This window comes from Embleya sp. NPDC001921 (assembly GCF_053594475.1).
Genome location: NZ_JBSFEO010000003.1, coordinates 327,881 through 350,914 on the forward strand (window position 1 = coordinate 327,881; position 23,034 = coordinate 350,914).

Consider the following 23,034-nt stretch of genomic DNA (forward strand, 5'->3'; position numbering starts at 1 on the left):
CGTCGACCCGTCGACCCGGGGGGCGCGTGGGGCGTAGTTTGGTGGGTCGTGGGTGCCGATCCGAGTGGTCCGGGGGTGGTCGTCGTGCCCAAGGCCAGGCTTACGCCGGTGCGCTCGAAGCAGCCGGTGACGCGGGATCGGGTCGTGCGTGCGGCCACCGCGTTGACCGCCGAGGTGGGGTTGGAGGGCTGGACGATCCGGAGTCTGGCCACCGCTCGCGACTCGTGGCCACAGGTACCCCATCACCACGTGGGTGATCGGGACGCGGTGGCGCACGCGGTGGACATGAGCGAACTCTCCGGCAACCGGCCGCCGGCGGCGAGGGCCTGCGTGCCTTCGCCGCGACTGGCCCACCTGCGCCAGGGCCCCGACGAACGCGAGGCGTACGCCGCACATCTACACCTACACCCTCGATCGAGCCCTGGACGGCATCGCCGCGCGCATCGAGGCCCTGGCCGCCGGCGCCGAACCACTGGCTCCGTTCGCCTCCTGACGCACGGATGACGGCGATCCGACGCACGGATGACGGCGATCCGGGGGTTCGCGGGACGGCACCTCCTGGCCACCCGCGCCTGTTTCGCGTGGCGGGCGGACCGCCTCAACGCTTGACGGCCTCCGCGATCCGCAGGGCCGCCTGGGCGGGCGTGAGGTGTGTGGTGTCGACGACCTCGGCCTCGTCGTGCAGCCACGTGCGGGCCGCCTCGGCGTAGGGCCCGAGGTATCGGAGACGGAAGGGGGAGGGGCCGAGAAGGGTGTCCCCCTCGATCCGCTCGCGGAGCGTGTCCTGGTCGGCGTGGAGGACGAAGTGTCGTACCGGAATGGCATGTCGGGCGAGGCCCGCGCTGATCTCGCGCCAGTACGGCTCGACCAGGACGGTCATGGGCATCACCAGGGTGCCGCCGGTGTAGTCGAGTACGCGGCGGGCGGTCTCGACCACGAGCGGCCGCCACGGAGGCCAGTGCTGGAAGTTGTCCGTCGCGGGCAGCCCGGGGGTGATGTCCATGAGCGTCTCGCCGACCTTCTCGGCGTCGAACACCCGTGAATCCGGGATCAGTTGCTGCACGAGTGCACTGGTCGTCGTCTTGCCGGCGCCGTGCGTGCCGTTGAGCCATACGATCATGCGACCGACGCTAGCGCGGCGCGGCTCCGTCCGCGCGAACGGGGCGCGGCGGAATTCCGGCCGGACTTCGGGGTCTCTCGCGAGGCGGCTTCAACCACCCGGTTCGACGCCGGCAACGGCACCTCGACCGCAGAATCGTTTTCAGCGAACTCGGCGCGCACGGTGGCTTGGAGGCCGCCGTGCGCTCGACTGCGCCGTAACGGCGCTGGTGGGACGGTCGGTTGGGTTGCGGTGGGGGTTCGAAAGGTGGCTTGCCGGGCACCTGATGGCGCGGAGTGACAAGAATTACAGGTGGCTTTTGGTGATGAAATGATCCGGTTTACGACTGTCCTCGCGTCCGTACGGCGCTATCCGATCGACCCTCGTGCGCGCCTCGACGATTCGGTGAATCGACGCGTCGCACGATAGGCATGGGGCACTCCCCGCCCGGCCGAACGGCGCACTGTCGCGGGTGGGAGTCGGCAGCGGGACCTGGTCCCGACGATGCGTCCGTGGAGGATTCCGATGCGTGCCCGCACCCCGCGTGAACTCGCGCAACTTCCCTACGCACACCGGCTCGTGGCGTTCGAGGGCGAACTCGACCGGGACGGCGACCACGAACTCGCGCACTTCGACGGCGACGCCATCGTGGAGGTCGAGGGCGGCGGCTCCGCGTTCACGTCGTCCGCCTTCTCGGCGGTCACGTTCACCGGCGGCCGGTACCGGCGGGCCCGGTTCGACGACGTGTGGCTGCACGGCGCGCGCGTCGTGGGGGTCGACTTCGCGGAGACCGCGTGGATGGACGCCGAGTTCACCGCGTGCGTACTGGCCGGGACCGAGGTCTTCGGAGCCACGATGCGGCGCGTGGTCTTTCATCAGTGCAAGTTCGACTCGGTCAACCTGCGGCAGACCAAGCTGCGCGAGGTCGCCTTCGTGGACTGCCTGCTCCGCGACGTCGACCTCGCCGGCGCGACCCTGACCGACGTGGGCTTCCCCGGCTCGACCCTGGAGCGGGCCCGCCTGGACGGCGCCCGAATGACCCGGGTCGACCTGCGCGAGGCCGGCGCCCTCGACATCGCGTCCGGCCTCGAAGCGCTACGCGGCGCCACCATCAACACCCCCCAACTCCTCACCCTGGCCCCAGCCCTCGCCCACCTCCTGGGCCTGACCATCAAGGACGGCTGACAGCCCCGCCCCACCCCCCCACGCCGCACCTGGCACCGCCTCGCACCCGCCCGCCGTCGTGCGCCGGGCTGCCCCGCCTCACCGCGAGCCGCATCCGGGGCCTGCGCGATCTCGCCCCCGCGCCCATGCCCTGACGAGCCGCTTCGTATCCACCAACAGCCGCGCCGCACGCGAACCGCCTCGCGCCGCGCCCACGCCCCGCCGGCGCCGTAGTCACCCGTCGTGCACCGTGCCGGTTTGCTGCACCCCGGGCGCGTCCACTCCCGTGTGACGGCGGCCGTCGACGATGATTATCGTTGGCGGCCCCGGCTGCCCCGCAGGCGGCGCGACCTGTGAGGATGTCCGCTCGTGGGGGAGGCGACAGTGGGCGAGCCGCACAGGCAGGACCGGACGGACGCGCGGGAGGAACCGCCGGCCGATCCCGGCCGGCCGCTGCGCCCGCGCGGGATGGTGGACCTGCGCGGACGCGAGCGCGGGCCCGCCGTGTTGGGCTATCCGAGCGGCTCGGTCGTGGTGGTCTCCGGGCTGCCCGGCAGTGGCAAGAGCACGTTGCTGCACCGTTGGTCCCGATCGGCGACGGTGATCGACCCGCGCACGGTGCACGTCGAATATCAGAGCCGGATGCCCGGATGGCTGCCGTACGCGGTCTATCGGCCGTGGGTGCGCCTGCAACACGTGCGGCGGCTGCGCGCGCAGGTGCGCGGCGGCGGACCGGTGCTGGTGCACGACTGCGGCAGCAGACCGTGGATGCGCCGCTGGCTGGCCCGATCCGCCGGCCGACAGCGGCGCGAACTGCACCTGGTACTGCTCGCGGTGGACGCGGCCGACGCGCTGGCCGGCCAGGAGCGGCGCGGACGCTGGGTCCCCGGACGGGTCTTCGACAAACACCGGCGCGGTTTGGCGCAGTTGTTGCTGGCCCTGTCCGTACAGGGTGGCGCGGTCGTACCCGAGGCGGCCTCCGTCGTGCTGCTCGACCGCACCCTGCGCGAACACGTGATCGCGCTCGAGTTCGGCCCGGGGCGGGCCCCACGCCCGCTGCCGGGGCCGCTGCCGGTGCCGGAGCCCATCGAGCCACCCCCGATCCTGCCCACCACCACAACCACCCGCGTGATCACCCGGCGGGACCCCCGCACTCCCGAACCGACGCCGTGAACACGAAGCGCACGGCGGACCCGGGTGGCCGGCCTCACTCCGAGGAGATTTCCCGGGGCCGCGACACCGCGGCTCGGTAGGCCGGGCTCTCGTCGGTCACCCGCTCGCGGTGACTGAGCTCCTTCCGGGGCGTTCGCAGCGCCTCGGACGCGGGCCGCATGGTCAACCCGAGCTGCTTCGACGAAATACGCGCTCCCGCGGGGCGGAGCAGAAAGCGCTGCTGTTCCTGCGAGAATCCTTTGGTCTGTGTATACCCGTCGACCAGGTCGCGCTGCATCGTGAATTTCTTCAGGTCCTCCGGCGCGAGCGGTACACGATTCTCTTCCATATGGCGAACCGCGAAGTCGACGGCCGGTTTGAAGGGCACCAGAAGGCATTTCGCCCCTCCGATGAAGCCACCCTTCGTGAGGCCGGCGCCTTCTTTCATGAAGGCCTTGCCGATGCTCATGAAGTCACTGTCGTCAAGGACCACGTCGCGGTACTGGGTGAATTCGCCGCGACCGTTGAGCGGGCTGTACACGCGCGTCTGGTAGTGCCGCTCCTGCGGGTTCTCCCGCTTGTATTCCGCCAGATGGAACGCCGTGCACGTGTCCCAGTCGGTGCCCGCCATGAGAATGTGGGTGTTCGGGGTCCGGTACAGGGCGCCGAGCGGGGAACTCTCGCCCAAGTGGCTGCGCAGGTCGTGCCCGTCGACAATGTCGTGCCCACGTTTCCCGGTGGCGGCGAACGACGTCTGTGGATGTCTGCTGCGAACTCCGCGCCGCCGGATCACCTCGGTCAGGAAGCCGACCTCCTCCGACGGGGTGATTCCGGGATCGAAAGCGGGCAGAGCGGCTTCGATGCGGGCGCGCTCCTCGGGGGTCTTCCCCTCGACCGCGGCCCGATAGGCGTGCGAGGTCAGCGAGTTCCAGGAGGTGAAGGTCGGTACGACAAGGGTGGCGTCGTCTCCCAGGCCGTCCATGATCCCGTCCACGACGACCTTCGGCATATCGGCGTCCGGGCCCGACCGCGCGCCACCGGGACCCGCACCGTCACGACCCCGGGTCGATTCTCGGGCGGACAGGGGCTCCAGAAAGGCGGTGAGCGATGAATGCAGCAAGATCGTGCGGTCGGACGGGATACCACGAAGCAGGTACCGCGTATCCTCGGCGATACGCTGGGGAGTGAGATCGAGGATCGACAGAGTTCCACACCTCTTCGTGCCCATCCGGGGTTCGGCGCGTGCGGCGATCACTCTCCCACGGGATTCGTCGCGCGGGAAGACCCGCCCACGAGCCAGGCTCAGTGGCCCGAGGCCACCTGCCGCGCGACGGGAACGCACCAGCCACGAAGCGTCGTTCGGCGTGCTCCCGTGCTCCCGTGCTCCCGTGCTCCCGTGCTCCCGTGCTCACCGAGCCAAGAGGTGCAACTGCCGGTGCACGTCGCCGACCTCGATCACCGCGAGGGTGGTCAGCGCCGCCGCCCCCGCGCGCTCGGCCCGGCGCGCCTTCGCCTCGGCCCGGCGCGCCCGCCACGCCGCCTGCCGTACCCGTGCCTGCTCGGCGCCGGCGAGGATCTCGCGCTCACGTGCCTTGAACATGTCGTACTCGACCATGACCCGCTCCCGTTCCCTCCGACCCGGTGTGCCCGGCTCGTGGTCACAGCCTCGCGGGCCAGTCGGGTCGCCGACATCGGGCGGATGCCGCATCCGCCCGGCCGCTCCCGCCCGGCAGGTGCCTAAGGCGGCTCAGGCATACCTAGGACAGGCCTCACTCGAAGGTGGACAAGCCTCGCTCGCCGGCTGCCACGCCGCACGGCGGACCCCTTCGACCACCCGTCGGCCGCGCCACCCTTTCGGTCCGCCCCGCTTGTGCACGCTCGCGCGCCCACCGAGCGTGGAAAGGTCACGGCACGCGCAGCGAAGGGTCGGTTCATGTCGAAGGAGAACGTCGTCGCGGTGAACCCGCTCTTCGCCCGCCCCGGGGAGGCCGTCGCCGTCGAGCGCTATCGGATGCCGATCGGCGAGATGTTGCCGGAGACCGCGTACCAGATCGTGCACGACGAGATGATGCTCGACGGCAACGCCCGCCTGAATCTGGCCACCTTCGTCGGCACCTGGATGGACGACCACGCGGTCCGGCTGTACGCCGAGTCGTTCGACAAGAACATGATCGACAAGGACGAATATCCGCACACCGCGATCATCGAGGACCGCTGCTGGAAGATGCTCGCCGAACTGTGGAACGCGCCCGACCCGGCGCGCACGATCGGCACCTCCGCGATCGGTTCGTCCGAGGCCTGCATGCTCGCCGGGCTCGCGTTCAAACGCCGCTGGCAACACGCCCGCCGCGCGGCGGGCCGGCCCACCGACCGGCCGAACCTGGTGATGAGCTCGGCGGTCCAGGTGGTCTGGGAGAAGTTCTGCAACTACTGGGACGTCGAGGCGCGCCTGGTGCCGATCACCGAGGAACATCGCACGCTGGACGGCCACGACCTGGCCTCGTACGTGGACGAGAACACCATCGGGGTGGTCGCGATCCTGGGGGTCACCTACACCGGGGCCTACGAGCCGATCCGGGAGATCGCCGACGCCCTGGACCGGATCCAGCGCGAGACCGGCCTGGATGTCCCGATCCACGTCGACGGGGCCTCCGGCGCGATGGTCGCGCCGTTCCTGCAACCCGACCTGGAATGGGACTTCCGGTTGGAGCGGGTGCACTCGATCAACACGTCCGGACACAAGTACGGACTGGTCTACCCGGGTCTGGGCTGGGTGGTGTGGCGCACCGCCGACCTGCTGCCCGAGGACATGATCTTCCGGGTCAGCTACCTCGGCGGCGAGACGCCCAGCCTGGCGCTGAACTTCTCCCGCCCCGGCGCGCAGGTCCTGCTCCAGTACTACCAATTCCTGCGACTGGGCCGCAGCGGCTACTTTGCCGTGCAGAAGTCGTCCCAGGACGTGGCCCACCACCTCGCCCACGGCATCGGCGCGATGGACGCGTTCGAGTTGTGGAACGACGGCTCGGACATCCCGGTGTTCGCGTGGCGGCTCAAGGCCGGCCATACCGAGAACTGGAACCTGTACGACCTGTCCGACCGACTGCGGATGAAGGGTTGGCAGGTGCCGGCCTACCCGATGCCGGACAACCTCGCCGACGTGACGGTGCAGCGCATCGTGGTCCGCAGCGGCCTGGGCATGGACCTGGCCCGCGACCTCCTCGACGACATCCGCGAGGCGACCGCCTACCTGGACCGCCTGACCGGACCGATGCCGATCGAGACCCGCGCACCGGGCTTCCACCACTGAGCCGGCGCAGCTCCCCGGCCGTATCGGCCGTCGAACCGGCGGCGGCCGAACCGGTCGCCGCCGTGCTCAGCCGGTCGCGGCCGCGGCCAACCCCAACTCCCGCTCACCCAACGGCGCGAAGAACGCCGCAACGTCGGCCGAACCGACCCCCGCCAACGTCGCGGGCGACCAGTGCTGCTACCTCGGCGAATGCGAGCCGCGTCGGCACGTTTCGGCCCGACAGTACCCGGATCGGCACGCCTTCGTGCGCCGTGGGCACACGCTCGGGTGCACCCCGAAAACGCCACAGGGGGGCCACCGGCTTTGCGGAGCACGGCCACCCGCCGGCCACCATGTCCCTGGAAGGGGAGGCGGCTCGACGCATCTCGGCCATGGCCGAACGCGTCTGTCCACGTGCAGGATGTGTACCTGGAGGCAGCCGCGGTGATTTGGCGGGCGGTTACGAGCTGTCCCGCGAGTCGCGATGCCGTTGGTCGCCCGGCATCGTAGGCCAATCACCCAAAAACGTGCGTAACTGATCTATGCGGGCGGAGAAGCGATCTGCTCGTTCCAGACTCCTTCGCCAATGGCTCGGGCGTAGATCGGCTCCGGGGCCTGAGGCCGTTGCGGCAAGTCAGCTTCCTGCCGAACGGAGTGCGTGGGACAACTCGGCTGCCGAGGGCCGTTCGCCGGGTTCCGTTGCGCAAGCGGCGAGAACGGCGCCTTCGAACTCCGGGAAAGCCCAGGGCCGAATGGCCGCGACGTCGTGCAGGCGGCCGGCGGCGATGTCGGCGAGGAACCCCGCACGCCCTCCCTCGGGGCTGCGGTAGTCGGCCGGCGGGGTTCGCGTCCAAGACCAGATCAGGGATGCCGCGAAGGCCCACACGTCCGCTTGCGGCGTGACCGCGATGTGTTCGTCGGAGCCAATGACCAAGGCGGCGATCTCGGGCGCGGTGGTGTGGGCGAGGCCGCCCCGATGGATGTAGAACGGCACCGGCACCGGGCCCTGTGCACAGGCGAGATCGATGATCCGCGCCCTGTTTCCCTCGCGGACGAAGTGGTCGGGTTGGAGATCCCCGTGAGCCCAACCCGCCGCATGAAGTTCGGCGAGCCGATTTGCGGCGTCGGCGGCGAATCCGAGCATCAGGTGGCGGGCCTCGTCGGTGTCGTCGCCGTGCGCGGCCGGTCCCAGCGCGTCCCACATGCTGATTCCGTCGATCCAACGCATCGTCAACCACGAGCCTTCACCGTAGGCCCCGTGGGCCCGGTAGTGGTCGGCGGCAAGCGCGACCAGGACCTCACCTTCCCGGCGGGCCATCAGGCCGTCGGTAATCTTGAGTGCGGTGTCGCCGACTTTGAAGAACGTGGTGCCGCGCCGGTCGTGGAGGAGCTTCGCCCCGGCCGGGTCCAGCCCGAGCTCGGTGATCAGAGGATGCACGTGTGGTCCTTCATGGGCGGCGAGTCCGGATCGGAGCAGTCTGCCCTTGAGGATGCCCACACGCAGAATCCACCAGGTCGGAACGTGCTTCGGCGGCCGGGCCCATGCGAACTGGGCCCGACCGCCGGTCGTGCTTGGATCCGCTACGCGATCAGTTCCCAGTGGGTGACGGTGATGTCCTCCAAGGGGATGCCGAGGTCCTTGTAGATCCGCTGGTGCATTGCCCCGAACCAGGCGTCACGCCTGTCGTCGAAGAAGGCCCGGTCGTACCAGGCGACACCGAGCAGGACGGTGCCCCCGCCGTTCGGGTTGCCGATTTCGGCCTCCCAGTAGGTGCACTCCCAGTCCCAGAGCATCATCTCTTCCGGCCTGCTCCGCAGGCGCTCGTCGGAGACGCGCAGGGACTGGATGCAGCGCTCGGCGGTCGCCGCGTCGGGGCAGTAGTACGTGCAGTCGGACCTGGCGATCACGGCCTTGCCGGCACGGCGGCCGGCGTCGCCGTCCTCACCGACCAGGACACGTACGCGGGTCACTGCTTCCTCTCGCGTGGCGAGTTCCTCAAGGATGCTCACGATTCGGCACTCCCTACGTAGTGGTGACGGTTACCAGCCCGGTCCGCTGATCGGGTCGAGGCTGGGGCTTGTGGTGGCGCGCCTGCGGATGCCGTCCGGGGCGACGTAGCGGATGTTGAGCCCGATGCGCGGGGTGCCGCCGGAGTTCGAGCCGGACCGGTGCAGTAGTCGACTGTCCATCAGGACGGCGGCCCCCGCTCGCAGGCAGACGGCCGTCGCGGTGTCGTCGGTACCAACGAGGGCCGTTGTGGCGCGGCCGCGCTCCGCGCCGTGCGCGGCTTCGCGGCCGACCGGCAGGTAGCCGCAACGCTGGGACCCTTCGACGACGTGCAAGCAGCCGTTGTTCACGGTGGCGTCGGTGACGGCCGGCCACGCGGAGACCGACCATTCCGGGTCGAGTTCGATCCGCTCGTCGATGCCGTCCTGATGCCACGGCACCTCGAACGGACGGCCTGGCCACTTCGTCATCAGGAAGGTGTTCTCCACGGCGACGGCCGACCCGATGAGCCCCCGGACGGCGTCGAGCAATCGCGGGGCTCGCACGGCGAGGGCGGCCCACTCGGCGTCGAGGTGAGGGTTGCGGACGACTTCCGTTCGCTGGGCGAGATGCTCGGCCAAGATCTGTGTCGCCACACGCCGGGTCGATTCGGACGTGGCCCACTCGACATCGGCTCGCCACCCGCTGCGGCCGAGAATCCCGTTGTCCATGAGCGATTTGGCCATCGAGGTGACCTCCGTTGGGGGCTTGACCGTGTGCGATCGCTCTGCTCGTCTGGTAGTCAGTCAACTCCGCTCGGCTATCGACGTCCGGTGCCATACGGGGGTGCGATTCCCGGCAGGGGGCCGCTCAGGGGGGCCAATCAGGAGCAAGGGCCGTTCGACCGCCGGGAGATGGGCATGATGGCACCAGGTGGCATCGGAGTCCTGTTGAGGAACTGTCGGGAATCCGCAGGCTTCACGCGGGAGGAACAGGCTCTGCTCTTGGAGAAAGCCCAGGGCGGCGCGTGGTTCGACCCTGAGAACCTGAAGCGCTGGGAAACCGAGCGCCGTCTCCCCACCGCCCGGTGGCACCCGCTACTGGCCGACGGGTACGGGCGGTCCGAAGACGAGATCGCCCGCGCCGTGGCGGTGTCCAGGCAGTGGCGTCGGCGGCATCAAGTGGCCGGCGGTAGGACGGAGGACCCAGCAGTGCAACGACGACGTTTCCTCGGAGCGGCAGCGGCGGCGGCCGGTGTGGTTGCCCTACCGGGCATCGCAGAAGCCCGACAAGGTATCGACTCGGCCCTGTCCGACCGGGCGAAGGCGATCTCGCATATCTCGCCGGGGCGTTCGAACGGCACCGAGGGGGCTACCACGGCCGCCCGCCGAGCCTCGTACTCGACCGGATGAGCGCCGACCTCGGCCTTCTACGTGAGGTACTCGGCCGGCCACACCCGGCCTCCAGCCGCACGGAACTCGCCCGCACCGCCGCCGGAATCACCGGCTTGGTCGCGATCATCCAGCATGACCGCGGAGACCAGCGCGAAGCGCACGGCTGGTTCACTACCGCAGAGCGGGCCGCGATCGAATCAGGGGACCGGCACATGCCGGCCTGGGTGTTGGCACGACACGCGATGCTGCCGCTCAACTATGGCGCTCCCCGAGCCGCCGCCGACCTCGCCTTCCGTGCTCGAGCCGAGGCCGGCCGCGATTCCACGGCTGCGGGAGCCCTTGCCGCCGCCGTGACGGCGCGGGCCCTGGCCTCCATCGGCAACCACGACGGCGCGCTCGCCGCCATCAACGACGCTCGCACCATGGCTGAGGACCTCGACACGGCGCAGTCCACCGACACCTGGTTCGGCTATCCGGCCCAGAAGCACCACGTGCACCTTTCCCAGGCCTTCACCCTCATGGGCCGAACCCGCCAGGCGTACGCCGAGCAACAGTCGGCGCTCGCGCTGACCCACACCCCGTCCATCATGACCCGAGCCCTGGTGGCGATAGACACAGCCACTTGCCTGAGCGCCGACGGCGATCCCACGGCGGCGGCCGACATGGCGGCGCATGTCTGGCAGGAATTGCCCAAGGAATTCTCCGAGGGCCTCGTGCGGTCGCGCGCCGACATACTTCACCAATCACTCCCCGGCGCCGCACGGGCCCGGCTCGGGGAGGTCCTGGCCGGATAGCCGCCCGATTCATGGCCAAGGCCGGCAGTGGCATCATCTGCCGATCCGCCGGCCGTACGCCGTCGCCGCGCTGCTCGGCGCCGCCCCCATCGCCTGGGGGCCGCGCGAGCGGCGAGTGCTCCCGGCCGTCGCCGCGGCGGTTTGTGGTGGGCTTTCGGGCGCTCGGATTCTCGGGTTCGTGGGCCCTCGGGCTTGACAAATCCGCGCAATTTTTTGCTAGACCTGCCCGGGCCGGGTCGTTCGACCCGTCGCGAATCCAATCATTCGTAGGGATTTGTGCCATGGGGCAATCACCCCTCGTTTCGTATCTCCACGTCACCGACGTCACCCGCGTCACACCGCGCATGGCGCGGGTCACCTTCACCGGGGAGGGGCTCGACGACTTTCCCACCTGGCCGGACCAGCAGCTCAAGCTGTGCTTCCCCCGAGCGGGACAACGCGCGCCGCGGCTGCCGGAGGAGGACCCGGACGACGTGCGGCGGTGGTATCAGGCGTTCCTGGCCATCCCGGACGCCGAGCGCCCGTGGATGCGCAGTTACACGGTCCGTGCCCACCACCGCGAACGCGCGGCGATCGACGTGGACTTCGTGCTGCATCCGGACGCCGGACCGGCCACCCGATGGGCCGGGAGGGCCCGGCCCGGCGACGTGCTGGGCCGCTACGGCCCGTCGGCGAGTTATGCCCGCCCGCTGGGCGACGCCGACAAGTACCTGCTCGTCGGGGACGAGAGCGCGCTGCCCGCGATCGGCTCGATCCTGGCAGCGCTCCCGGCGGGCGCCCGCGCGATCGTGTACGCCGAGGTCGTCGACGGGGCCGAGGAACAACACTTCGCGGGCCGGGCCCAACTCACCGTGCACTGGCTGCATCGCGGCGAAGTCCCGCCCGGAGGACGAGACTTGCTGCTGGGGGCGGTGCGCGGCGCGGAGTTGCCCGCCGGCTCGGTCCGGGCCTGGCTCGCGGGCGAGGCAGGTGTGGTGCGGGCGCTGCGCCGACACCTGGTGGACGAACGCGGCCTGGCCAAGGGGCGGATCGAGTTCGCGGGCTATTGGCGACTGCGACTGACCCAGGACGACGCGCCGACCGAAGAGGATCTGGCCGAGGTGCGCGAGCGCTCGGCGGACGCGGCGCGGGCGGGCGGCTCCTGAGCGATCCGACCGGTACCACCCGCCCGCCCGTCGCGGCCCGCCCCTACACCGCCGCCCGCCAGTTCGGGGCCCGCCCGGCCAGGGCCACCACGCGGTCGAGCAGCGGGGCCTCGGCGGGCAGCGGCACCGCGGGGGCGAACAGGCCCTGGGCGTCGACCGGGGCGTCGACGGAGTGGTCGGCGTCCGGCGGCGGGGTGAGGAAGGCCAGCGAGGCCTCCAGGTTCGCGCTGTCCACCGCGTACTCCCGGCCCAGCGCACGGGCCAGGTCCCAGCCGTGCAGGACCAGTTCGTTGTGTGCGATCAGCCCCATCATCTCGGCGGGCAACGTCACGCCACCGGCCTGGGTCTCGCCTTCCCACGCGTCCGGCTTGCGCCAGGCGTCCACCATCTCGTGCAACTGGCGAGGCAGGAGGTCGCGCCATCGCGGATCCAGGGCGGGCATCGTGGCGCCGGGCGCGGTCCGCGTCGTCGGGCCGAACTCCTTGCGCGCCGCGTCGCGGAACGCGGCGGTCAGCCCGACCAGGTGGGAGAGCAGATCCCGGACCGTGTATCGCGTACACGGCGTCGGATCGTCGAGTCGTTCGTCCTCGATCCCGTCCGCGAGCCGGGCGATGGTCGTGGCCGGCGATCGCAGGTCCAGTGTCATGGGATGACTCCTCCGCGGCTCTGCCGCGCGTTGTCGTTCGATTCCGGTACGAGGCCGCTACGGGTCCTCGAGGGGTGGACTCGAATGGACGGGAGAACTCATCGCGATCGGTCGGAAAACTCGTCGCGATCACCCGACAGCGACGACGCGCATCCCGTGCGTGGCCGCGTTGGGGCGCGCCGGCCGGACTCCCGTACCGGCCGGCGCGCCACCGCGCGGTCAGCCTGCCGCCGGGGCGTTCCGGTGGGTGATCCGGCGTACGGCGGGCGCCGAGACGATCTGGACGACGCCGGTGCCGGGGATGTCCAGGTGCGCGAACCCGCCCTCGAAGGCGACCCGGGCGTTCGGCACGAAGGCGGTGGGTTCGCCGTCGGCGCCGATCACCGGGTAGCCGTCGACGAGCTCGACGGACGCGTCCAGCCAGGTGCGGTGCGAGGTCATGCCTGCACCTCCGGGAAGTCCAGCTCCGGCCGGGCCAGGTGGTTGTAGTAGTTGGACAGCGTGTTCAGCGCGATGTGCGCGACGATCTCGGCCTGTTCGGCCTCGGTGACCCCGGCCGCGCGCGCCGCGGCGCGGTCCGGCTCGGCGACCCGGCCACGGGTGCGCAGGATCGCCCGGGCCAGGCCCAGGACGGCGTCGGCGTGCGGGTCCGCGTCGTGCCCGTCGCGGGTGGCCCGCAACTCCTGCTCGGTCAGCCCGATCAGGCCGCCGCGGAAGGAGTGCGCGCTGACGCAGTAGGTGCACTCGTTCTCCTGCGCGATCAGCAGCGCGAGCTGCTCCCGCAGGCGTGGTCGCAGTACGCCGCGGGTGAGGTGGTCGCGCATCGCGAGGTAGCCCTCCAGCGCGGCCGGGCCGCTCGCGAGCGCGGCGTACAGGTTCGGTACCCGGCCGAGTTGGCGGGCGACCCGGGCGAGGAGTTCCCCGCCGTCGGGCTCCTCGGCGGTGACCGCCGGGGGTGTGGTCGGGGTGGGCGTGGACGACATGCGGACTCCCGAGAGCCTCGAAACCCAAACGGTACCGATCGGTGCCGTTTCGCAGACGGTACTGATCGGTACCGTTTTCGGTCAAGAGGAGTTAGGATCCGAACGTGCCCGTCAACGCCCGCGACCGCCTGCTCGCCACCGCCGAGGAACTCTTCTACGCCGAGGGCATCCGCGCCGTCGGCGTCGAGCGCATCCTGGCCGAGTCCGGTGTCGGCCGGGCCTCGATGTATCGGCACTTCCCGAGCAAGGACGACCTCGTGGTCGCCGTTCTTCAGGCCCGCGACCGGCGCTGGCGGAGTTGGCTCGCCGAGCGGGTCGAGGCGCTGGGCGGGCATCCGCTCACGGTCTTCGACGCGCTCGCCGAGCGCTTCGAGCGGGAGGACTTCCGGGGCTGCGCGTTCATCAACACGATGATCGAGTCGGCCGACCCGGACAGCCCCGCACATCGGGTCGCGGCGGCCCACAAGGAACACGTGGTCGACTACCTGGACCGACTCCTGACCGCCGCCGGGGTCGCCGAACCGGCCGTCCAGGCAAGCCGATTCGCCCTCCTGATGGACGGCGCCATCGTCACCGCGCTCCGCGAGCGCACCCCCGCCCCGGCCACCCGGGCCCGCCACCTCGCCCAAGCCCTGCTCGCGGCCGTCCCGCCCACCACATGAGGCCGCGCCGCGCCCCGACGCGGGGCGCGGCGCGGTACGGCCGGGACCGGCCCCAGACGCCGCGATCCGGCGAAGGGCGCCGGCCGCGACGGGGGTCAGTCGGTCGCGGTGGGGGCGACCGCCGCCAGTTCGGCGACCGTGCCCGACATGATGGTGCGCAGGTGCCGGGTGATGTGCTCGATCGGCCAGTCCCACCAGGCCAGTTCGAGCAGCCGGGTGATGTCCGCGGAACTGTGTCGGGCGCGGATCGGGCGGGCCGGATTGCCGCCGACGATCATGTAGTCGGGGACGTCGTCGACCACCACCGCGCCGGAGGCGACGATCGCGCCGTGGCCGATGCGTACGCCCGGCATCACGGTGGACCGGTAGCCGAACCACACGTCGTTGCCGACCACCGTGTCACCGCGGCCGGGCAGGCCGGTGATCAGGTCGAAGTGTTCGGCCCAGGACCCGCCCATGATCGGAAAGGGAAACGTCGAGGGTCCGTCCATCCGGTGGTTGGCACCGTTCATGATGAACCGTACGCCCTCGCCCAGCGCGCAGAACCGGCCGATCACCAGTCGATCCGGGCCGTAGTGGTAGAGCACGTTGCGGGTCTCGAACGCGGTGGGATCGTCCGGGTCGTCGTAGTACGAGAATTCCCCGACCTCGATCAACGGCGAGGTCACCAACGGCTTGAGCAGAACCACGCGCCGCTGCCCCGGCATCGGGTGCAGCAGGGTGGGATCGGCGGGCGGCAGTGCGTTCACGTGATGTACTCCAAGGTCTCGAAGTCCTCCGCGGGTCCGTCGCTCGAAACGGGGGGCGGATTCCCGGTCCGGCCCGGTGTCAACCCCGGAGCGGCGGGCTCCCGCGCGCAGACCGCTCCTCGGTACCCGAGCGTCCCCGCGGCACCCGACCGCCGCGCGACCGCCTCGGCTACTCGTAGCGGTACTTGAGCGAGTCCGCCTCCGCCTGCCGGATGTCCTCGATGGTCAAGCCGGGCATCCGCAGTTGGGCCAGCGTCACCTCGGCCGAACTCGGCTGCGCGTCGGCGGGCAGCCAGCCCTCCGGCTTCCAGGCCGAACTGCGCAGCAGCGCCTTGGGACAGTGCGGGTAGACCTCGTCCAGTTCGACCACGAGGGCGCTCACCGGCGGCTTGCCCACCGCGGTCAACTGCTCCAGCAACTCCGGCCGCGCGGACACGCACGCGCGGCCGTTGGCGCGAAGTGTGGTGGTGCGCCCGGGAATCACGAACAGCAGCCCGACCCGGCCGGTCTCCAGCACGTTGTGCAGCGTGTCCAGGCGCTTGTTGCCGGTGGCGTCGGGGATCACCAGGGTGCGGTCGTCCAGCACGGTGACGAAACCGGCCGGGCCGCCGCGCGGGGTCACGTCGCAGCGGCCCCGGGCGTCCGTGCTGGCGACGAAGACCAGCGACGCGCAGCCGACCAGCGCGCGGGTCTTGTCGGTGAGCCGGTCCATCTCTTTGGCGGCCGCCGCCGCGCCGGGGTGTTCGTACAGCTCGCGCAGGCTCGTGACGTCGGCTATCGCGTCCGCGCGCAGTGCGTCGAACAGCCCGGTGTCGAAGTGTCCCCCGGCGCCGGCCGCGTCGTCCGAGGTGCCGCTTTCCGTGCGTGTGCTCATGGAACCCACCCTAGGGTGTGTCCTCAATCCCCCGCCGAGCTCCACGACGCCCGGCACCGCATCCGCCCTTCGGGCTCCCTCGCCGCGCTCGCCGCCCCGGAGAACCACCCGAAGAGAACCACTGTGCGGGCGCTTCTCCGGCACGCCGACGCACGGCATCCGCCCGTCGGGCTCCTCGCCGCGCTCACGCCGCGGAGCCCGACGGGGGATTGAAGACACGCCCTGGGAGGGACCCCGATCGTCGACCTGGCCCGGGTTCCTCGACCTGTACGGCGCGCGCCGCGGTCCGCGCGCCGGTCGCATATTTCGACTGGACCGTCCAGTCGAAATATGGCTCCGCTAGCATTGGACGCATGAGTCCAAGTGGTCAAGGCCGACGGGATACCGGATCGGCCGGGCAGTCGCCGCGTCCCGCCGCGCGGCCGGGGCGACCCGACAAGCGCCAGGCCATCGTCCAGGCGGCCAAGCGGGTGTTTCTGCGGTACGGCTTCACCGATACGAGCGTCGATGTGATCGCCGCCGAGGCGGGCGCCTCCAAGCAGACCGTGTACAACCACTTCGGCGACAAGAAGACGCTGTTCGTCGCGGTTGTCGAGACGGCCCAGCGGGACGCGGCGAATCGTTCCGCCGCCCGCTTCGCCGCGCTCTTCCACGAGTCGGGCGACCTGGAGCACGACCTGCGCGCGGCGGCCCGGATCTGGACCGAACTCGTGCTGGACCGGGAGATGGTGGCCCTGCGTCGGGTGATAGTGGCCGAGCAGTGGCGTCATCCCGAACTGGCCGAGGAATGGGCCCGGTCCCGCCCGGCCTGCGACGAGGCGGTGACCCGCGAGATCGGTAAGTACGTCGAGGCCGGCGTCCTGGACATCCCCGATGTGCCTCTGGCGACACACCAGTTGATCCTGCTCACCGCGCACGAGGCGATCCATCGCTCCCGGGACGGCCTGCACGAGGTCACCTCCGCCGAGATCGGGCGGATCGTCGACGACGGCGTGCGGATGTGGCTGCGCAGCTACCGGGTGCGCCCGTGACGCGTGCCCGCGGTGCGACGAGCGCCCCGGCGCCCGTGCGTTCCGACGTCGTGCGTCCCGCGCCCGCGCGGTCGTAGGGTCGGCGTATGCGTGACGACCTCGACCTGAGCGTGCCCGTACCGGACGACGTCCGTCGGGTGGTCTCGCTGGTGCCCTCGCTCACCGAGGCGGTCGCGGCGAGCGCGCCCGGACTGATCGTCGGCGCCACCGACTGGTGCTCGCATCCCGCCGAGTTGGACGTGATCCGGGTGCGCGGCACCAAGAATCCCGACCTGGACACGATTCGCGCACTCGCCCCGGACCTGGTCCTGGCCAACGAGGAGGAGAACCGCGCCGTGGATCTGGCCGCGCTGCGGGCCGCCGGAATCGCCGTGTGGGTCACCCGGGTTCGCGCTCTGGACGAGGCGTTCACCGCGCTCGAACGCATGCTCGTGCTCGGGTGCCGGCTGCCCGTCCCGCCCTGGCTCGACCGCTGCCGCGAGGCGTGGGCCGCGCTGCCGCCGGCTCCGCCGCCGCGACGGGCGATCATCCCGGTGTGGCGTCGTCCGTGGATGGTGGCCGGCCGGGACACCTTCGCCGGCGACGTCCTCGCCCGCTTCGGCGTCGTGAACGTCTTCGCGTCCCACCCCGAGCGCTGGCCCAAGATCCCGTTGGCGGAACTGCGGGCCACCGCACCGGATCTGGTGGTCCTGCCGGACGAACCCTACGCGTTCACCGCCGACGACGGCCCCGAGGCGTTTCCCGGTGTCCCGGCCGCACTCGTCAGCGGACGCCACCTCACCTGGTACGGCCCGTCCCTGGCCGAGGCCCCCGCGCTGCTCGCCGCCCGACTCGCGCCGTAGGCGCGCGCCGCGCCGGACGTCCCGGCGTCGCCTGGGCCCTGAGCCCTGCTCGGTGCCCAGTGCCCGGTGCCCGGTGCGCTCAGAGGTTGATCCGGTACAGCACGAAGCCCCGGTCCAGCCCCACCCGGTCGTAGAGCCGGCGGGCCGTGGCGTTGTCCTGATGGGTCGACCAGTACACCCGCGAGCACTCGCGTTCGCGGGCCCAATCGGCCACCGCGGCGATCAGCGCGCCCGCGACCCCCTTGCCCCGGGCCCGCGGCGCGGTGAACAGGTCCTGGAGGTAACACACGTCCGGCGCCGTCGTGCCGGCGTGTACGAGGAAGTGGGTGATGCCCACCAGCTCGCCGTCCACCTTCGCGCCCAGGGCGTGCATCCGGGTGTCCTCCCCTCGCGCGGAACCCCGCCTGACCTGTGCAAATGCCGCGACCTCGACTAACGCGAACCCGTCCCGGCACGTCTCGGCCCGTTCCAGCCCGACACTACCCGGATCGGCACAGGCCCGTGCGCCCACGGGTGCACGGGCGGGCGAACCTTCGAACAAGCAAAGGGGCCCGGCGCCGATTCGGCGCCGAGCCCCTGCTCAGCGGGCCCACCAGCTTTGCGGAGCACGGCCACCCGCCGGCCACCGCAGCCCCGAAGGGCGGGTGGCCCGACACGCCTCGGCGATGGCCGAAACGCGTCTGTCCACGGTTAACGGGTGAGCCCGAGCGTTCGTCACGCTCATTTGAGCAAGACCCAGCAGAGCCGACTCTGCCCCATCCCCCGGGCCACCCGTTCCCTCTCGCGCCCGGCTCTACGAGGACCCGGCGGACGGCGACAGGACGCGATCCACGAGACCGTTGAGCCGCTCGTCGAAGACGTTCCGCGCGTCGGGGGTGAGTGTCGCGAGTGCTACCAACGTCGTCACCGCGACGTCCACCAACTCCTTCCGCACGTCATCCCACGAGTGCGACGCGCCCTTCCTCGGGTTCGCGGCGAGAGCCCCGTGCAGGGCCTCCGCGACCTCGCCGTACTCCTCGCCGACCTTGAGCACGCGCAGCAGCGTGCGTTCCCGCTCGGTCTGCTCGCCGGCGTTCTCGTCCAACCAGCGGCGGAGCCGGTTGATCTGTTCCCAGGTGTTCTCGTCCATCCGCATCTCCCACGGTCGTACGGGTGTCAGAACAGGGCGGGCACGGGTTCTTCGGCCCGCGTGGGGTCAGTCACCGGCAGCGGCACGGAAGCGGTGACGGCGAGCCGCACGGTCAGCGCCGAGTGGTCGGTCAGCCGATTCGGTCCGGTGCGGGGCTCGTGGACGTACGAGCAGTCGAGCAGCGCGCCGCCCAGGCCGGCCGAGACGTGCGCGTGGTCGTAGCGGTATCCGTCACCGGTCTTCCCGACCCACGAATACTCGAGTGCGTCCGCGTACAGCGTCCGGAACGCGTCCGCGTACCCGGCCCGGCCGAACGCCCCGTAGAAGTCGTACTCGAACGGGGCGAAGAACCGGTAGCGCGGGGAGTGATCAGGCTCCAGGACGTTGAGGTCACCAAGCACGACCCGGGCGCCGGTCCGGCCATCGGGAAGCACCGCCGCGCACTCCCTCAGCCATCGCTCTTTGCGTTCCCGCTTCTCCGGTGACGCGTCCCGCGACGGCACGTACAGACCGATCACGTCGAGCGGCCCCCGGTCGGTGTCGACCGTGACCGCGACCGCGCGGTGCGGCAGGTACCCGACGGCGAACGGCGCCGGACGGGTGGCGAGACGGCTGACGACCATCACGCCGCGTTCGCCCCGCTGCTCGGGGCGGGGGAACGTCACCGAGTACCCGGCCGCGGTGAAGCGCTCCTCCAGGAACGCGCACCCGGCGCTGTCGGCCGTCTCGGTGAGCACGTGCACCTGCTCGGGCCGCGCCGCGAGGTTGGCGAGCCGGCGCTCGGCCCGCTGCCGGCTCGGGTTGTTCAGGTTGAACGTCAGCACGTCGAGCGTGCTCGGGCTGGTCATGAATTGCCTTTCATCCACGGGCCCCTGACGGCCGCGACCACGGCACTGGCGACGGCGGCCGGGCCTTCGTCGCTCGCGTCGAGTTGGAGGACGCGGACGCCGGCGGCCATGAGGAACGTAGCGGCCTTGCGGAACGCAGCGCATTCCCGCGCGGTGCTGCCAGGGTCGCGCTCGTACCGGCTGTGCGCGCCACGGCTGGTCAGCCGCGTCTCGATCACGTCGGTGCGGGCGTTGAGGATCACGGCGACGTCGGGCATGTCGGCGTGCCGGTTCAGCTCCCACACCACATCGACGTTCACGCCGTCCAGGACTTGGAGCACCAGCGACGAGGCGATGTACCGGTCACACACGACCGTCTCGCCGCGCGCGAGCGCCGGCCGGATCTCCTAGTCCAGGTGCGCGTACCGGTCCGCCGCGATCAGGCAGGCCATCGCCATACCCCGGTACGTGTCGGTGCCATTCCGGGCGAGCAGCCCCAGCGGAGTGTCGCTCGGCTCCCGGGTCTGGCACACCGCGACACCGATCGTCCGCAGCTCCAACGCCACGGCGGCCGTCACCGTCGACTTCCCCACGCCGCCCGGCCCGTCGATCGTGAAGAACTCCCCGGCCATCACGCACCGACCACGGGCAACATCCGTGCCTGCCTCGGGACGACTGGGCACTGCTCGGTGTCGAGCGCGCCGATCCGTTCCCCGGCGGCCACGACAGCCGCAGGGCATCCCTTCCCGCACGAGGCCGACATCGAGCAGGCCCCGCACGTCGAGTTGCCGCCCAAATCCCACCGATCACTGAACTTGCCGTACGCGTCCAGCCGCGCCGCGACATCGTCGTGCTCCCACACGTTCCCGACAAGGAAGTCGGTGTCCGGGTGCCGGGAAACCTTCGTCCGGGCGGCGAACACCAGGTACGGGCAGATCGCCACACCACCATCGGTGAAGACGTAGATGATGTTCCCGGCCTCGCACGGCGCCAACGGCTTGTCCGCATTGGGGAACCGGATGTTCACCATCTCCAGGCCGTCGGCCTCGAACGGCGCGGTCATCCGCCGGATCTCCCGCATCTGCTCGTCGGGCGTGCGCAGCTTCTCCTGCGCCGACTTGGACGCGCCCCGCCCCATCGACCCCAGCGGGTTCATCAGCACGTACTTCGCGCCCTGGTCCCGGGCGAACTCGACCAGCTTCCGATACTCCTCGTCCTCCGCGAGGTTGTTCGGCGTGCAAAGCAAACCCTGGAGGATGCCGGCCGCAGCGAACCGCCGGATCGTTCGGACCGTTTCCTCAAAGCACCCAGGGAGGCCGCGGAACACGGAGTGCGACTCCTCCGCGAACCCGTCCAGGCTCACATTCATGTGGGCGTCCAGCGCGGCCGGCGCGGTCACGTCCGCGTCGCTCACGCCCGTGCCGTTGGTGCAGACGCCGACGGAGAGCCCGGCCGCGCGGAACTCCGCGACGATCTCGATCAGGTCCTCGTGGACGAACGGCTCCCCGCCGGTCACCGTGACGCGCGTGACCCGGGCGGCCGGGAGGGCCGGGATCAGCCGCTCCCGGATCTGGACGACGGACATGAACGTGCCGCGCTTCGTGGCGTTGACGAAGCAGTGACGGCACAGCATGTTGCACGGCTCGCAGATCTGAACGAGCGCCTTGCGGTAGGGGTGATCGACCGTCGTTCGGAAGTAGCAGGACGCGGCTTGATCTCCGGTGCTGATCGGACGTGCGGTCACGCGGACCTCCACGATGAGATGGAATGGGCCCGCTCCCCGGCCGGGCGCACAACAGCACGGCCGGGGGCGGGAGTTCGATGGGCCAGTCAGGAGACGAGCCGAGCCGGCTCGATCACTTCGACGTTGATGCTCGTCGACTCGGCGATTCGCCAACCGGTGTCGATCAGGAACCGCCGGTACTCCGTGTACCAGTCGTGAACCTGAGCCGCGGTACCGACCAACCAGCGCGCCCCGATGTCGTCCACGCGAGCCCCCGCCGGCAGCACCTTGAACCAGACCGGCCCGGTGCCGTCGATCGGGAACTCGCGGAGCAGGGTGACGTGCGATCCAGTCGGGCAGTCCAAGGCGTCGTACACCCCGCCCCGGTCGGGGTGCTCGAACACCTCGGTCAGATATGAGTCGTGGGGCTCGCGCGGCAGGCACCACCCGGCGCCCGCCTCCGCGATTGCCTCGTCCAGACGGCGCAGTCTCTCGGGATCGACTTTGTTCCTGTGGTGCACTCGAACCAACCTCCTGCACGTTCTGTCGTCGGTGTCCCACGCCCGGCCTCGCGGTGGGCGCGGCTTCTCCGGCCGGGCGTGGGGCAATGGGGGACCGGTCCCGCAGCCGCGCGAGTTTGCCCGCAGGACCGGGTGCCGCCCGTCTCGTGGGACCGGGAGCGGGCGGCGGCAGGGGACAGGTCTGGGTCAGCCGTACACCGCAGTGGGTGGACGGCCATCGAACCGCCCGGCGGACGCGTCCCTGATCGCGTCTCCCAGGCGCCGGTAGGTCTGCTCCCGGGTCACTCGTCCAGCCACCTTCCGCGACCGGCGTTGACGAGCCGGGTCAATGCCCGTGTCGAACAGAAGCGTTTCGACTCCTCTACCGAGACCACCCACCACGGGCCGGTGCGCTCCGGCGTGTAACGATCGGGCGCGGGAATCAGCAGGGGCCGGTGAGCAGGCTCCAGGGTCGTCAACGGCACGACCCAGCGGCGACCCACGGAGTAGGGCACGAGACCCGTGTACGTGTCGTCGTCGCTGCCGCGCGTCCTCGGCCGGTAGAACATCGGCCCGTCGATCACCGACGTGAGGTGTTCGGCGAACTGGTTCCACGTCCGCCAGTTGCCGATCGCGGCGTGAACCGCCCCGGCCGGGAGCGACACGGCGGAGAACACCGTCCCCGGCGTGAACCAACCGGCCCGAGCGTGCGCCCACTCGGCGCGCGCCTGCGGCGCCAACGGGGCTGCCTCCAGCAGCCATTCCCACGGCTCACCCCCCTCCGGCGATGCGTCCGAAGGAACAGGAGGATCAATGGACATCGTGGTTCCCTTCACGACAAGAGGGATGGCGGATCGCTTCGTCATTCACCGGCCCGCTGGTCCTGGTAGGCACGGACGAGGGCTTCCAGGCGGCGAATACACGGCTCGCAGACGTAGAAAGGTCCGGCGCCCTCGAAGTCGGTGTGCACGGGGCCGAGCCACGACACCGGAACGTCGACCTGCTCGCACCGCCAACACAGGCCGACCACCCATCGGCGATCCACGG

Annotated in this window: 27 protein-coding genes and 1 pseudogene; 9 read left to right on the plus strand and 19 right to left on the minus strand. The window is 70.8% G+C overall.

The genetic code is table 11. From position 1 onward, the window contains the following. Positions 1 to 598: 598 nt before the first annotated feature. Complete coding sequence (locus ACWCPW_RS04920; RefSeq protein WP_449760166.1) at positions 599 to 1,120, minus strand: AAA family ATPase; 522 nt, start codon at positions 1,118 to 1,120, stop codon at positions 599 to 601. A 504-nt stretch (positions 1,121 to 1,624) separates the two neighbouring features. On the opposite strand from ACWCPW_RS04920, the gene ACWCPW_RS04925 reads away from it, so the two are divergent. After that, complete coding sequence (locus ACWCPW_RS04925; protein WP_449760167.1) at positions 1,625 to 2,284, plus strand: pentapeptide repeat-containing protein; 660 nt, start codon at positions 1,625 to 1,627, stop codon at positions 2,282 to 2,284. A 348-nt stretch (positions 2,285 to 2,632) separates the two neighbouring features. Continuing rightward, positions 2,633 to 3,436 carry an AAA family ATPase gene (locus tag ACWCPW_RS04930; protein WP_449760168.1) on the plus strand — a complete coding sequence of 268 codons (804 nt, stop codon included), beginning with the start codon at positions 2,633 to 2,635 and terminating at the stop codon, positions 3,434 to 3,436. A gap of 34 nt (positions 3,437 to 3,470) precedes the next feature. Here ACWCPW_RS04930 and ACWCPW_RS04935 read toward each other — a convergent pair whose 3' ends face one another. Together ACWCPW_RS04935 and ACWCPW_RS04940 are read right to left on the minus strand one after the other, a co-directional pair. Beyond that, a complete protein-coding gene (locus ACWCPW_RS04935; protein ID WP_449760169.1) occupies positions 3,471 to 4,670 on the minus strand; it encodes an aminoglycoside N(3)-acetyltransferase in 1,200 nt (399 codons plus the stop codon). Positions 4,671 to 4,823: 153 nt separating this feature from the next. Further along, on the minus strand, positions 4,824 to 5,030 hold the full coding sequence (locus ACWCPW_RS04940) for a hypothetical protein (protein WP_449760170.1): 207 nt from the start codon (positions 5,028 to 5,030) through the stop codon (positions 4,824 to 4,826). A 318-nt stretch (positions 5,031 to 5,348) separates the two neighbouring features. On the opposite strand from ACWCPW_RS04940, the gene ACWCPW_RS04945 reads away from it, so the two are divergent. Beyond that, entirely contained in the window at positions 5,349 to 6,722 is a 1,374-nt protein-coding gene (locus tag ACWCPW_RS04945) for a glutamate decarboxylase (RefSeq protein WP_449760171.1), read from the plus strand. A gap of 613 nt (positions 6,723 to 7,335) precedes the next feature. Here the strand turns inward: ACWCPW_RS04945 and ACWCPW_RS04950 are convergent. From ACWCPW_RS04950 to ACWCPW_RS04960, 3 genes are all read right to left on the minus strand, one after another. After that, positions 7,336 to 8,139, minus strand: a complete 804-nt coding sequence (locus tag ACWCPW_RS04950) for a protein kinase domain-containing protein (protein ID WP_449760172.1) — start codon at positions 8,137 to 8,139, stop codon at positions 7,336 to 7,338. A 143-nt stretch (positions 8,140 to 8,282) separates the two neighbouring features. Next, a complete protein-coding gene (locus tag ACWCPW_RS04955; RefSeq protein ID WP_449760173.1) occupies positions 8,283 to 8,711 on the minus strand; it encodes a hypothetical protein in 429 nt (142 codons plus the stop codon). A 30-nt stretch (positions 8,712 to 8,741) separates the two neighbouring features. Further along, on the minus strand, positions 8,742 to 9,434 hold the full coding sequence (locus tag ACWCPW_RS04960) for a phytanoyl-CoA dioxygenase family protein (protein ID WP_449760174.1): 693 nt from the start codon (positions 9,432 to 9,434) through the stop codon (positions 8,742 to 8,744). A gap of 177 nt (positions 9,435 to 9,611) precedes the next feature. On the opposite strand from ACWCPW_RS04960, the gene ACWCPW_RS04965 reads away from it, so the two are divergent. From ACWCPW_RS04965 to ACWCPW_RS04975, 3 genes are all read left to right on the plus strand, one after another. Further along, positions 9,612 to 10,100, plus strand: a complete 489-nt coding sequence (locus ACWCPW_RS04965; protein ID WP_449760220.1) for a helix-turn-helix domain-containing protein — start codon at positions 9,612 to 9,614, stop codon at positions 10,098 to 10,100. Then, positions 10,097 to 10,876: a hypothetical protein gene (locus ACWCPW_RS04970; protein WP_449760175.1), complete on the plus strand. Its 780-nt coding sequence runs from the start codon at positions 10,097 to 10,099 to the stop codon at positions 10,874 to 10,876. Before ACWCPW_RS04965 ends, ACWCPW_RS04970 begins: the two co-directional genes overlap by 4 nt. Positions 10,877 to 11,157: 281 nt before the next feature. Further along, positions 11,158 to 12,021 (plus strand): siderophore-interacting protein, encoded by an 864-nt coding sequence (locus ACWCPW_RS04975; RefSeq protein WP_449760176.1) that lies wholly within the window; start codon positions 11,158 to 11,160, stop codon positions 12,019 to 12,021. A 43-nt stretch (positions 12,022 to 12,064) separates the two neighbouring features. Here the strand turns inward: ACWCPW_RS04975 and ACWCPW_RS04980 are convergent, their stop codons facing one another. From ACWCPW_RS04980 to ACWCPW_RS04990, 3 genes are all read right to left on the minus strand, one after another. After that, positions 12,065 to 12,667 carry a TIGR03086 family metal-binding protein gene (locus ACWCPW_RS04980; protein WP_449760177.1) on the minus strand — a complete coding sequence of 201 codons (603 nt, stop codon included), beginning with the start codon at positions 12,665 to 12,667 and terminating at the stop codon, positions 12,065 to 12,067. A 219-nt stretch (positions 12,668 to 12,886) separates the two neighbouring features. Next, positions 12,887 to 13,108: a hypothetical protein gene (locus ACWCPW_RS04985; RefSeq protein ID WP_449760178.1), complete on the minus strand. Its 222-nt coding sequence runs from the start codon at positions 13,106 to 13,108 to the stop codon at positions 12,887 to 12,889. Further along, complete coding sequence (locus tag ACWCPW_RS04990; protein ID WP_449760179.1) at positions 13,105 to 13,650, minus strand: carboxymuconolactone decarboxylase family protein; 546 nt, start codon at positions 13,648 to 13,650, stop codon at positions 13,105 to 13,107. Before ACWCPW_RS04990 ends, ACWCPW_RS04985 begins: the two co-directional genes overlap by 4 nt. Positions 13,651 to 13,754: 104 nt before the next feature. On the opposite strand from ACWCPW_RS04990, the gene ACWCPW_RS04995 reads away from it, so the two are divergent. Next, positions 13,755 to 14,312, plus strand: a complete 558-nt coding sequence (locus ACWCPW_RS04995) for a TetR/AcrR family transcriptional regulator (protein WP_449760180.1) — start codon at positions 13,755 to 13,757, stop codon at positions 14,310 to 14,312. 95 nt (positions 14,313 to 14,407) lie between these two features. Here ACWCPW_RS04995 and ACWCPW_RS05000 read toward each other — a convergent pair whose 3' ends face one another. Further along, on the minus strand, positions 14,408 to 15,019 hold the full coding sequence (locus ACWCPW_RS05000; RefSeq protein WP_449760221.1) for a CatB-related O-acetyltransferase: 612 nt from the start codon (positions 15,017 to 15,019) through the stop codon (positions 14,408 to 14,410). A gap of 211 nt (positions 15,020 to 15,230) precedes the next feature. Further along, on the minus strand, positions 15,231 to 15,935 hold the full coding sequence (locus ACWCPW_RS05005) for an MSMEG_1061 family FMN-dependent PPOX-type flavoprotein (RefSeq protein WP_449760181.1): 705 nt from the start codon (positions 15,933 to 15,935) through the stop codon (positions 15,231 to 15,233). 353 nt (positions 15,936 to 16,288) lie between these two features. Between ACWCPW_RS05005 and ACWCPW_RS05010 the strand changes: the two genes are divergently transcribed. Then, on the plus strand, positions 16,289 to 16,966 hold the full coding sequence (locus ACWCPW_RS05010) for a TetR/AcrR family transcriptional regulator (RefSeq protein ID WP_449760182.1): 678 nt from the start codon (positions 16,289 to 16,291) through the stop codon (positions 16,964 to 16,966). Between the two features lie 86 nt (positions 16,967 to 17,052). Beyond that, a complete protein-coding gene (locus tag ACWCPW_RS05015; protein ID WP_449760183.1) occupies positions 17,053 to 17,808 on the plus strand; it encodes a helical backbone metal receptor in 756 nt (251 codons plus the stop codon). A gap of 79 nt (positions 17,809 to 17,887) precedes the next feature. Here ACWCPW_RS05015 and ACWCPW_RS05020 read toward each other — a convergent pair whose 3' ends face one another. The 8 genes and pseudogenes from ACWCPW_RS05020 to ACWCPW_RS05055 all read right to left on the minus strand — a co-directional run bounded on the left by ACWCPW_RS05020 (position 17,888) and on the right by ACWCPW_RS05055 (position 23,032). Then, on the minus strand, positions 17,888 to 18,319 hold the full coding sequence (locus ACWCPW_RS05020) for a GNAT family N-acetyltransferase (RefSeq protein ID WP_449760184.1): 432 nt from the start codon (positions 18,317 to 18,319) through the stop codon (positions 17,888 to 17,890). Between the two features lie 282 nt (positions 18,320 to 18,601). Beyond that, positions 18,602 to 18,937 (minus strand): MazG-like family protein, encoded by a 336-nt coding sequence (locus tag ACWCPW_RS05025; RefSeq protein WP_395858847.1) that lies wholly within the window; start codon positions 18,935 to 18,937, stop codon positions 18,602 to 18,604. A 26-nt stretch (positions 18,938 to 18,963) separates the two neighbouring features. Continuing rightward, complete coding sequence (locus tag ACWCPW_RS05030) at positions 18,964 to 19,785, minus strand: endonuclease/exonuclease/phosphatase family protein (RefSeq protein WP_449760185.1); 822 nt, start codon at positions 19,783 to 19,785, stop codon at positions 18,964 to 18,966. After that, a pseudogene (gene tmk / locus ACWCPW_RS05035) lies at positions 19,782 to 20,504 on the minus strand (dTMP kinase). The gene ACWCPW_RS05030 and the pseudogene tmk overlap by 4 nt, the downstream one beginning before the upstream one ends. After that, positions 20,396 to 21,508 carry a radical SAM protein gene (locus ACWCPW_RS05040; protein WP_449760186.1) on the minus strand — a complete coding sequence of 371 codons (1,113 nt, stop codon included), beginning with the start codon at positions 21,506 to 21,508 and terminating at the stop codon, positions 20,396 to 20,398. Before ACWCPW_RS05040 ends, tmk begins: the two are co-directional and overlap by 109 nt. Positions 21,509 to 21,594: 86 nt before the next feature. After that, positions 21,595 to 22,008, minus strand: a complete 414-nt coding sequence (locus ACWCPW_RS05045; RefSeq protein ID WP_449760187.1) for a hypothetical protein — start codon at positions 22,006 to 22,008, stop codon at positions 21,595 to 21,597. A gap of 281 nt (positions 22,009 to 22,289) precedes the next feature. Next, a complete protein-coding gene (locus ACWCPW_RS05050; RefSeq protein WP_449760188.1) occupies positions 22,290 to 22,808 on the minus strand; it encodes a hypothetical protein in 519 nt (172 codons plus the stop codon). Between the two features lie 41 nt (positions 22,809 to 22,849). Further along, complete coding sequence (locus ACWCPW_RS05055; protein WP_449760189.1) at positions 22,850 to 23,032, minus strand: hypothetical protein; 183 nt, start codon at positions 23,030 to 23,032, stop codon at positions 22,850 to 22,852. Between the last annotated feature and the right edge of the window lie 2 nt (positions 23,033 to 23,034).

Excerpts from the sequence above, each read along its gene's own strand:
- ACWCPW_RS04920 (WP_449760166.1), bottom strand. The coding sequence starts at position 1,120 with ATGATCGTATGGCTCAACGGCACGCACGGCGCCGGCAAGACGACGACC.
- ACWCPW_RS04925 (WP_449760167.1), top strand. The coding sequence starts at position 1,625 with ATGCGTGCCCGCACCCCGCGTGAACTCGCGCAACTTCCCTACGCACAC.
- ACWCPW_RS04940 (WP_449760170.1), bottom strand. The coding sequence starts at position 5,030 with ATGGTCGAGTACGACATGTTCAAGGCACGTGAGCGCGAGATCCTCGCC.
- ACWCPW_RS04945 (WP_449760171.1), top strand. The coding sequence starts at position 5,349 with ATGTCGAAGGAGAACGTCGTCGCGGTGAACCCGCTCTTCGCCCGCCCC.
- ACWCPW_RS04960 (WP_449760174.1), bottom strand. The coding sequence starts at position 9,434 with ATGGCCAAATCGCTCATGGACAACGGGATTCTCGGCCGCAGCGGGTGG.
- ACWCPW_RS04965 (WP_449760220.1), top strand. The coding sequence starts at position 9,612 with ATGGCACCAGGTGGCATCGGAGTCCTGTTGAGGAACTGTCGGGAATCC.
- ACWCPW_RS04970 (WP_449760175.1), top strand. The coding sequence starts at position 10,097 with ATGAGCGCCGACCTCGGCCTTCTACGTGAGGTACTCGGCCGGCCACAC.
- ACWCPW_RS04975 (WP_449760176.1), top strand. The coding sequence starts at position 11,158 with ATGGGGCAATCACCCCTCGTTTCGTATCTCCACGTCACCGACGTCACC.
- ACWCPW_RS04980 (WP_449760177.1), bottom strand. The coding sequence starts at position 12,667 with ATGACACTGGACCTGCGATCGCCGGCCACGACCATCGCCCGGCTCGCG.
- ACWCPW_RS04985 (WP_449760178.1), bottom strand. The coding sequence starts at position 13,108 with ATGACCTCGCACCGCACCTGGCTGGACGCGTCCGTCGAGCTCGTCGAC.
- ACWCPW_RS04990 (WP_449760179.1), bottom strand. The coding sequence starts at position 13,650 with ATGTCGTCCACGCCCACCCCGACCACACCCCCGGCGGTCACCGCCGAG.
- ACWCPW_RS05000 (WP_449760221.1), bottom strand. The coding sequence starts at position 15,019 with ATGCCGGGGCAGCGGCGCGTGGTTCTGCTCAAGCCGTTGGTGACCTCG.
- ACWCPW_RS05005 (WP_449760181.1), bottom strand. The coding sequence starts at position 15,935 with ATGAGCACACGCACGGAAAGCGGCACCTCGGACGACGCGGCCGGCGCC.
- ACWCPW_RS05010 (WP_449760182.1), top strand. The coding sequence starts at position 16,289 with ATGAGTCCAAGTGGTCAAGGCCGACGGGATACCGGATCGGCCGGGCAG.
- ACWCPW_RS05015 (WP_449760183.1), top strand. The coding sequence starts at position 17,053 with ATGCGTGACGACCTCGACCTGAGCGTGCCCGTACCGGACGACGTCCGT.
- ACWCPW_RS05025 (WP_395858847.1), bottom strand. The coding sequence starts at position 18,937 with ATGGACGAGAACACCTGGGAACAGATCAACCGGCTCCGCCGCTGGTTG.
- ACWCPW_RS05030 (WP_449760185.1), bottom strand. The coding sequence starts at position 19,785 with ATGACCAGCCCGAGCACGCTCGACGTGCTGACGTTCAACCTGAACAAC.
- ACWCPW_RS05050 (WP_449760188.1), bottom strand. The coding sequence starts at position 22,808 with ATGTCCATTGATCCTCCTGTTCCTTCGGACGCATCGCCGGAGGGGGGT.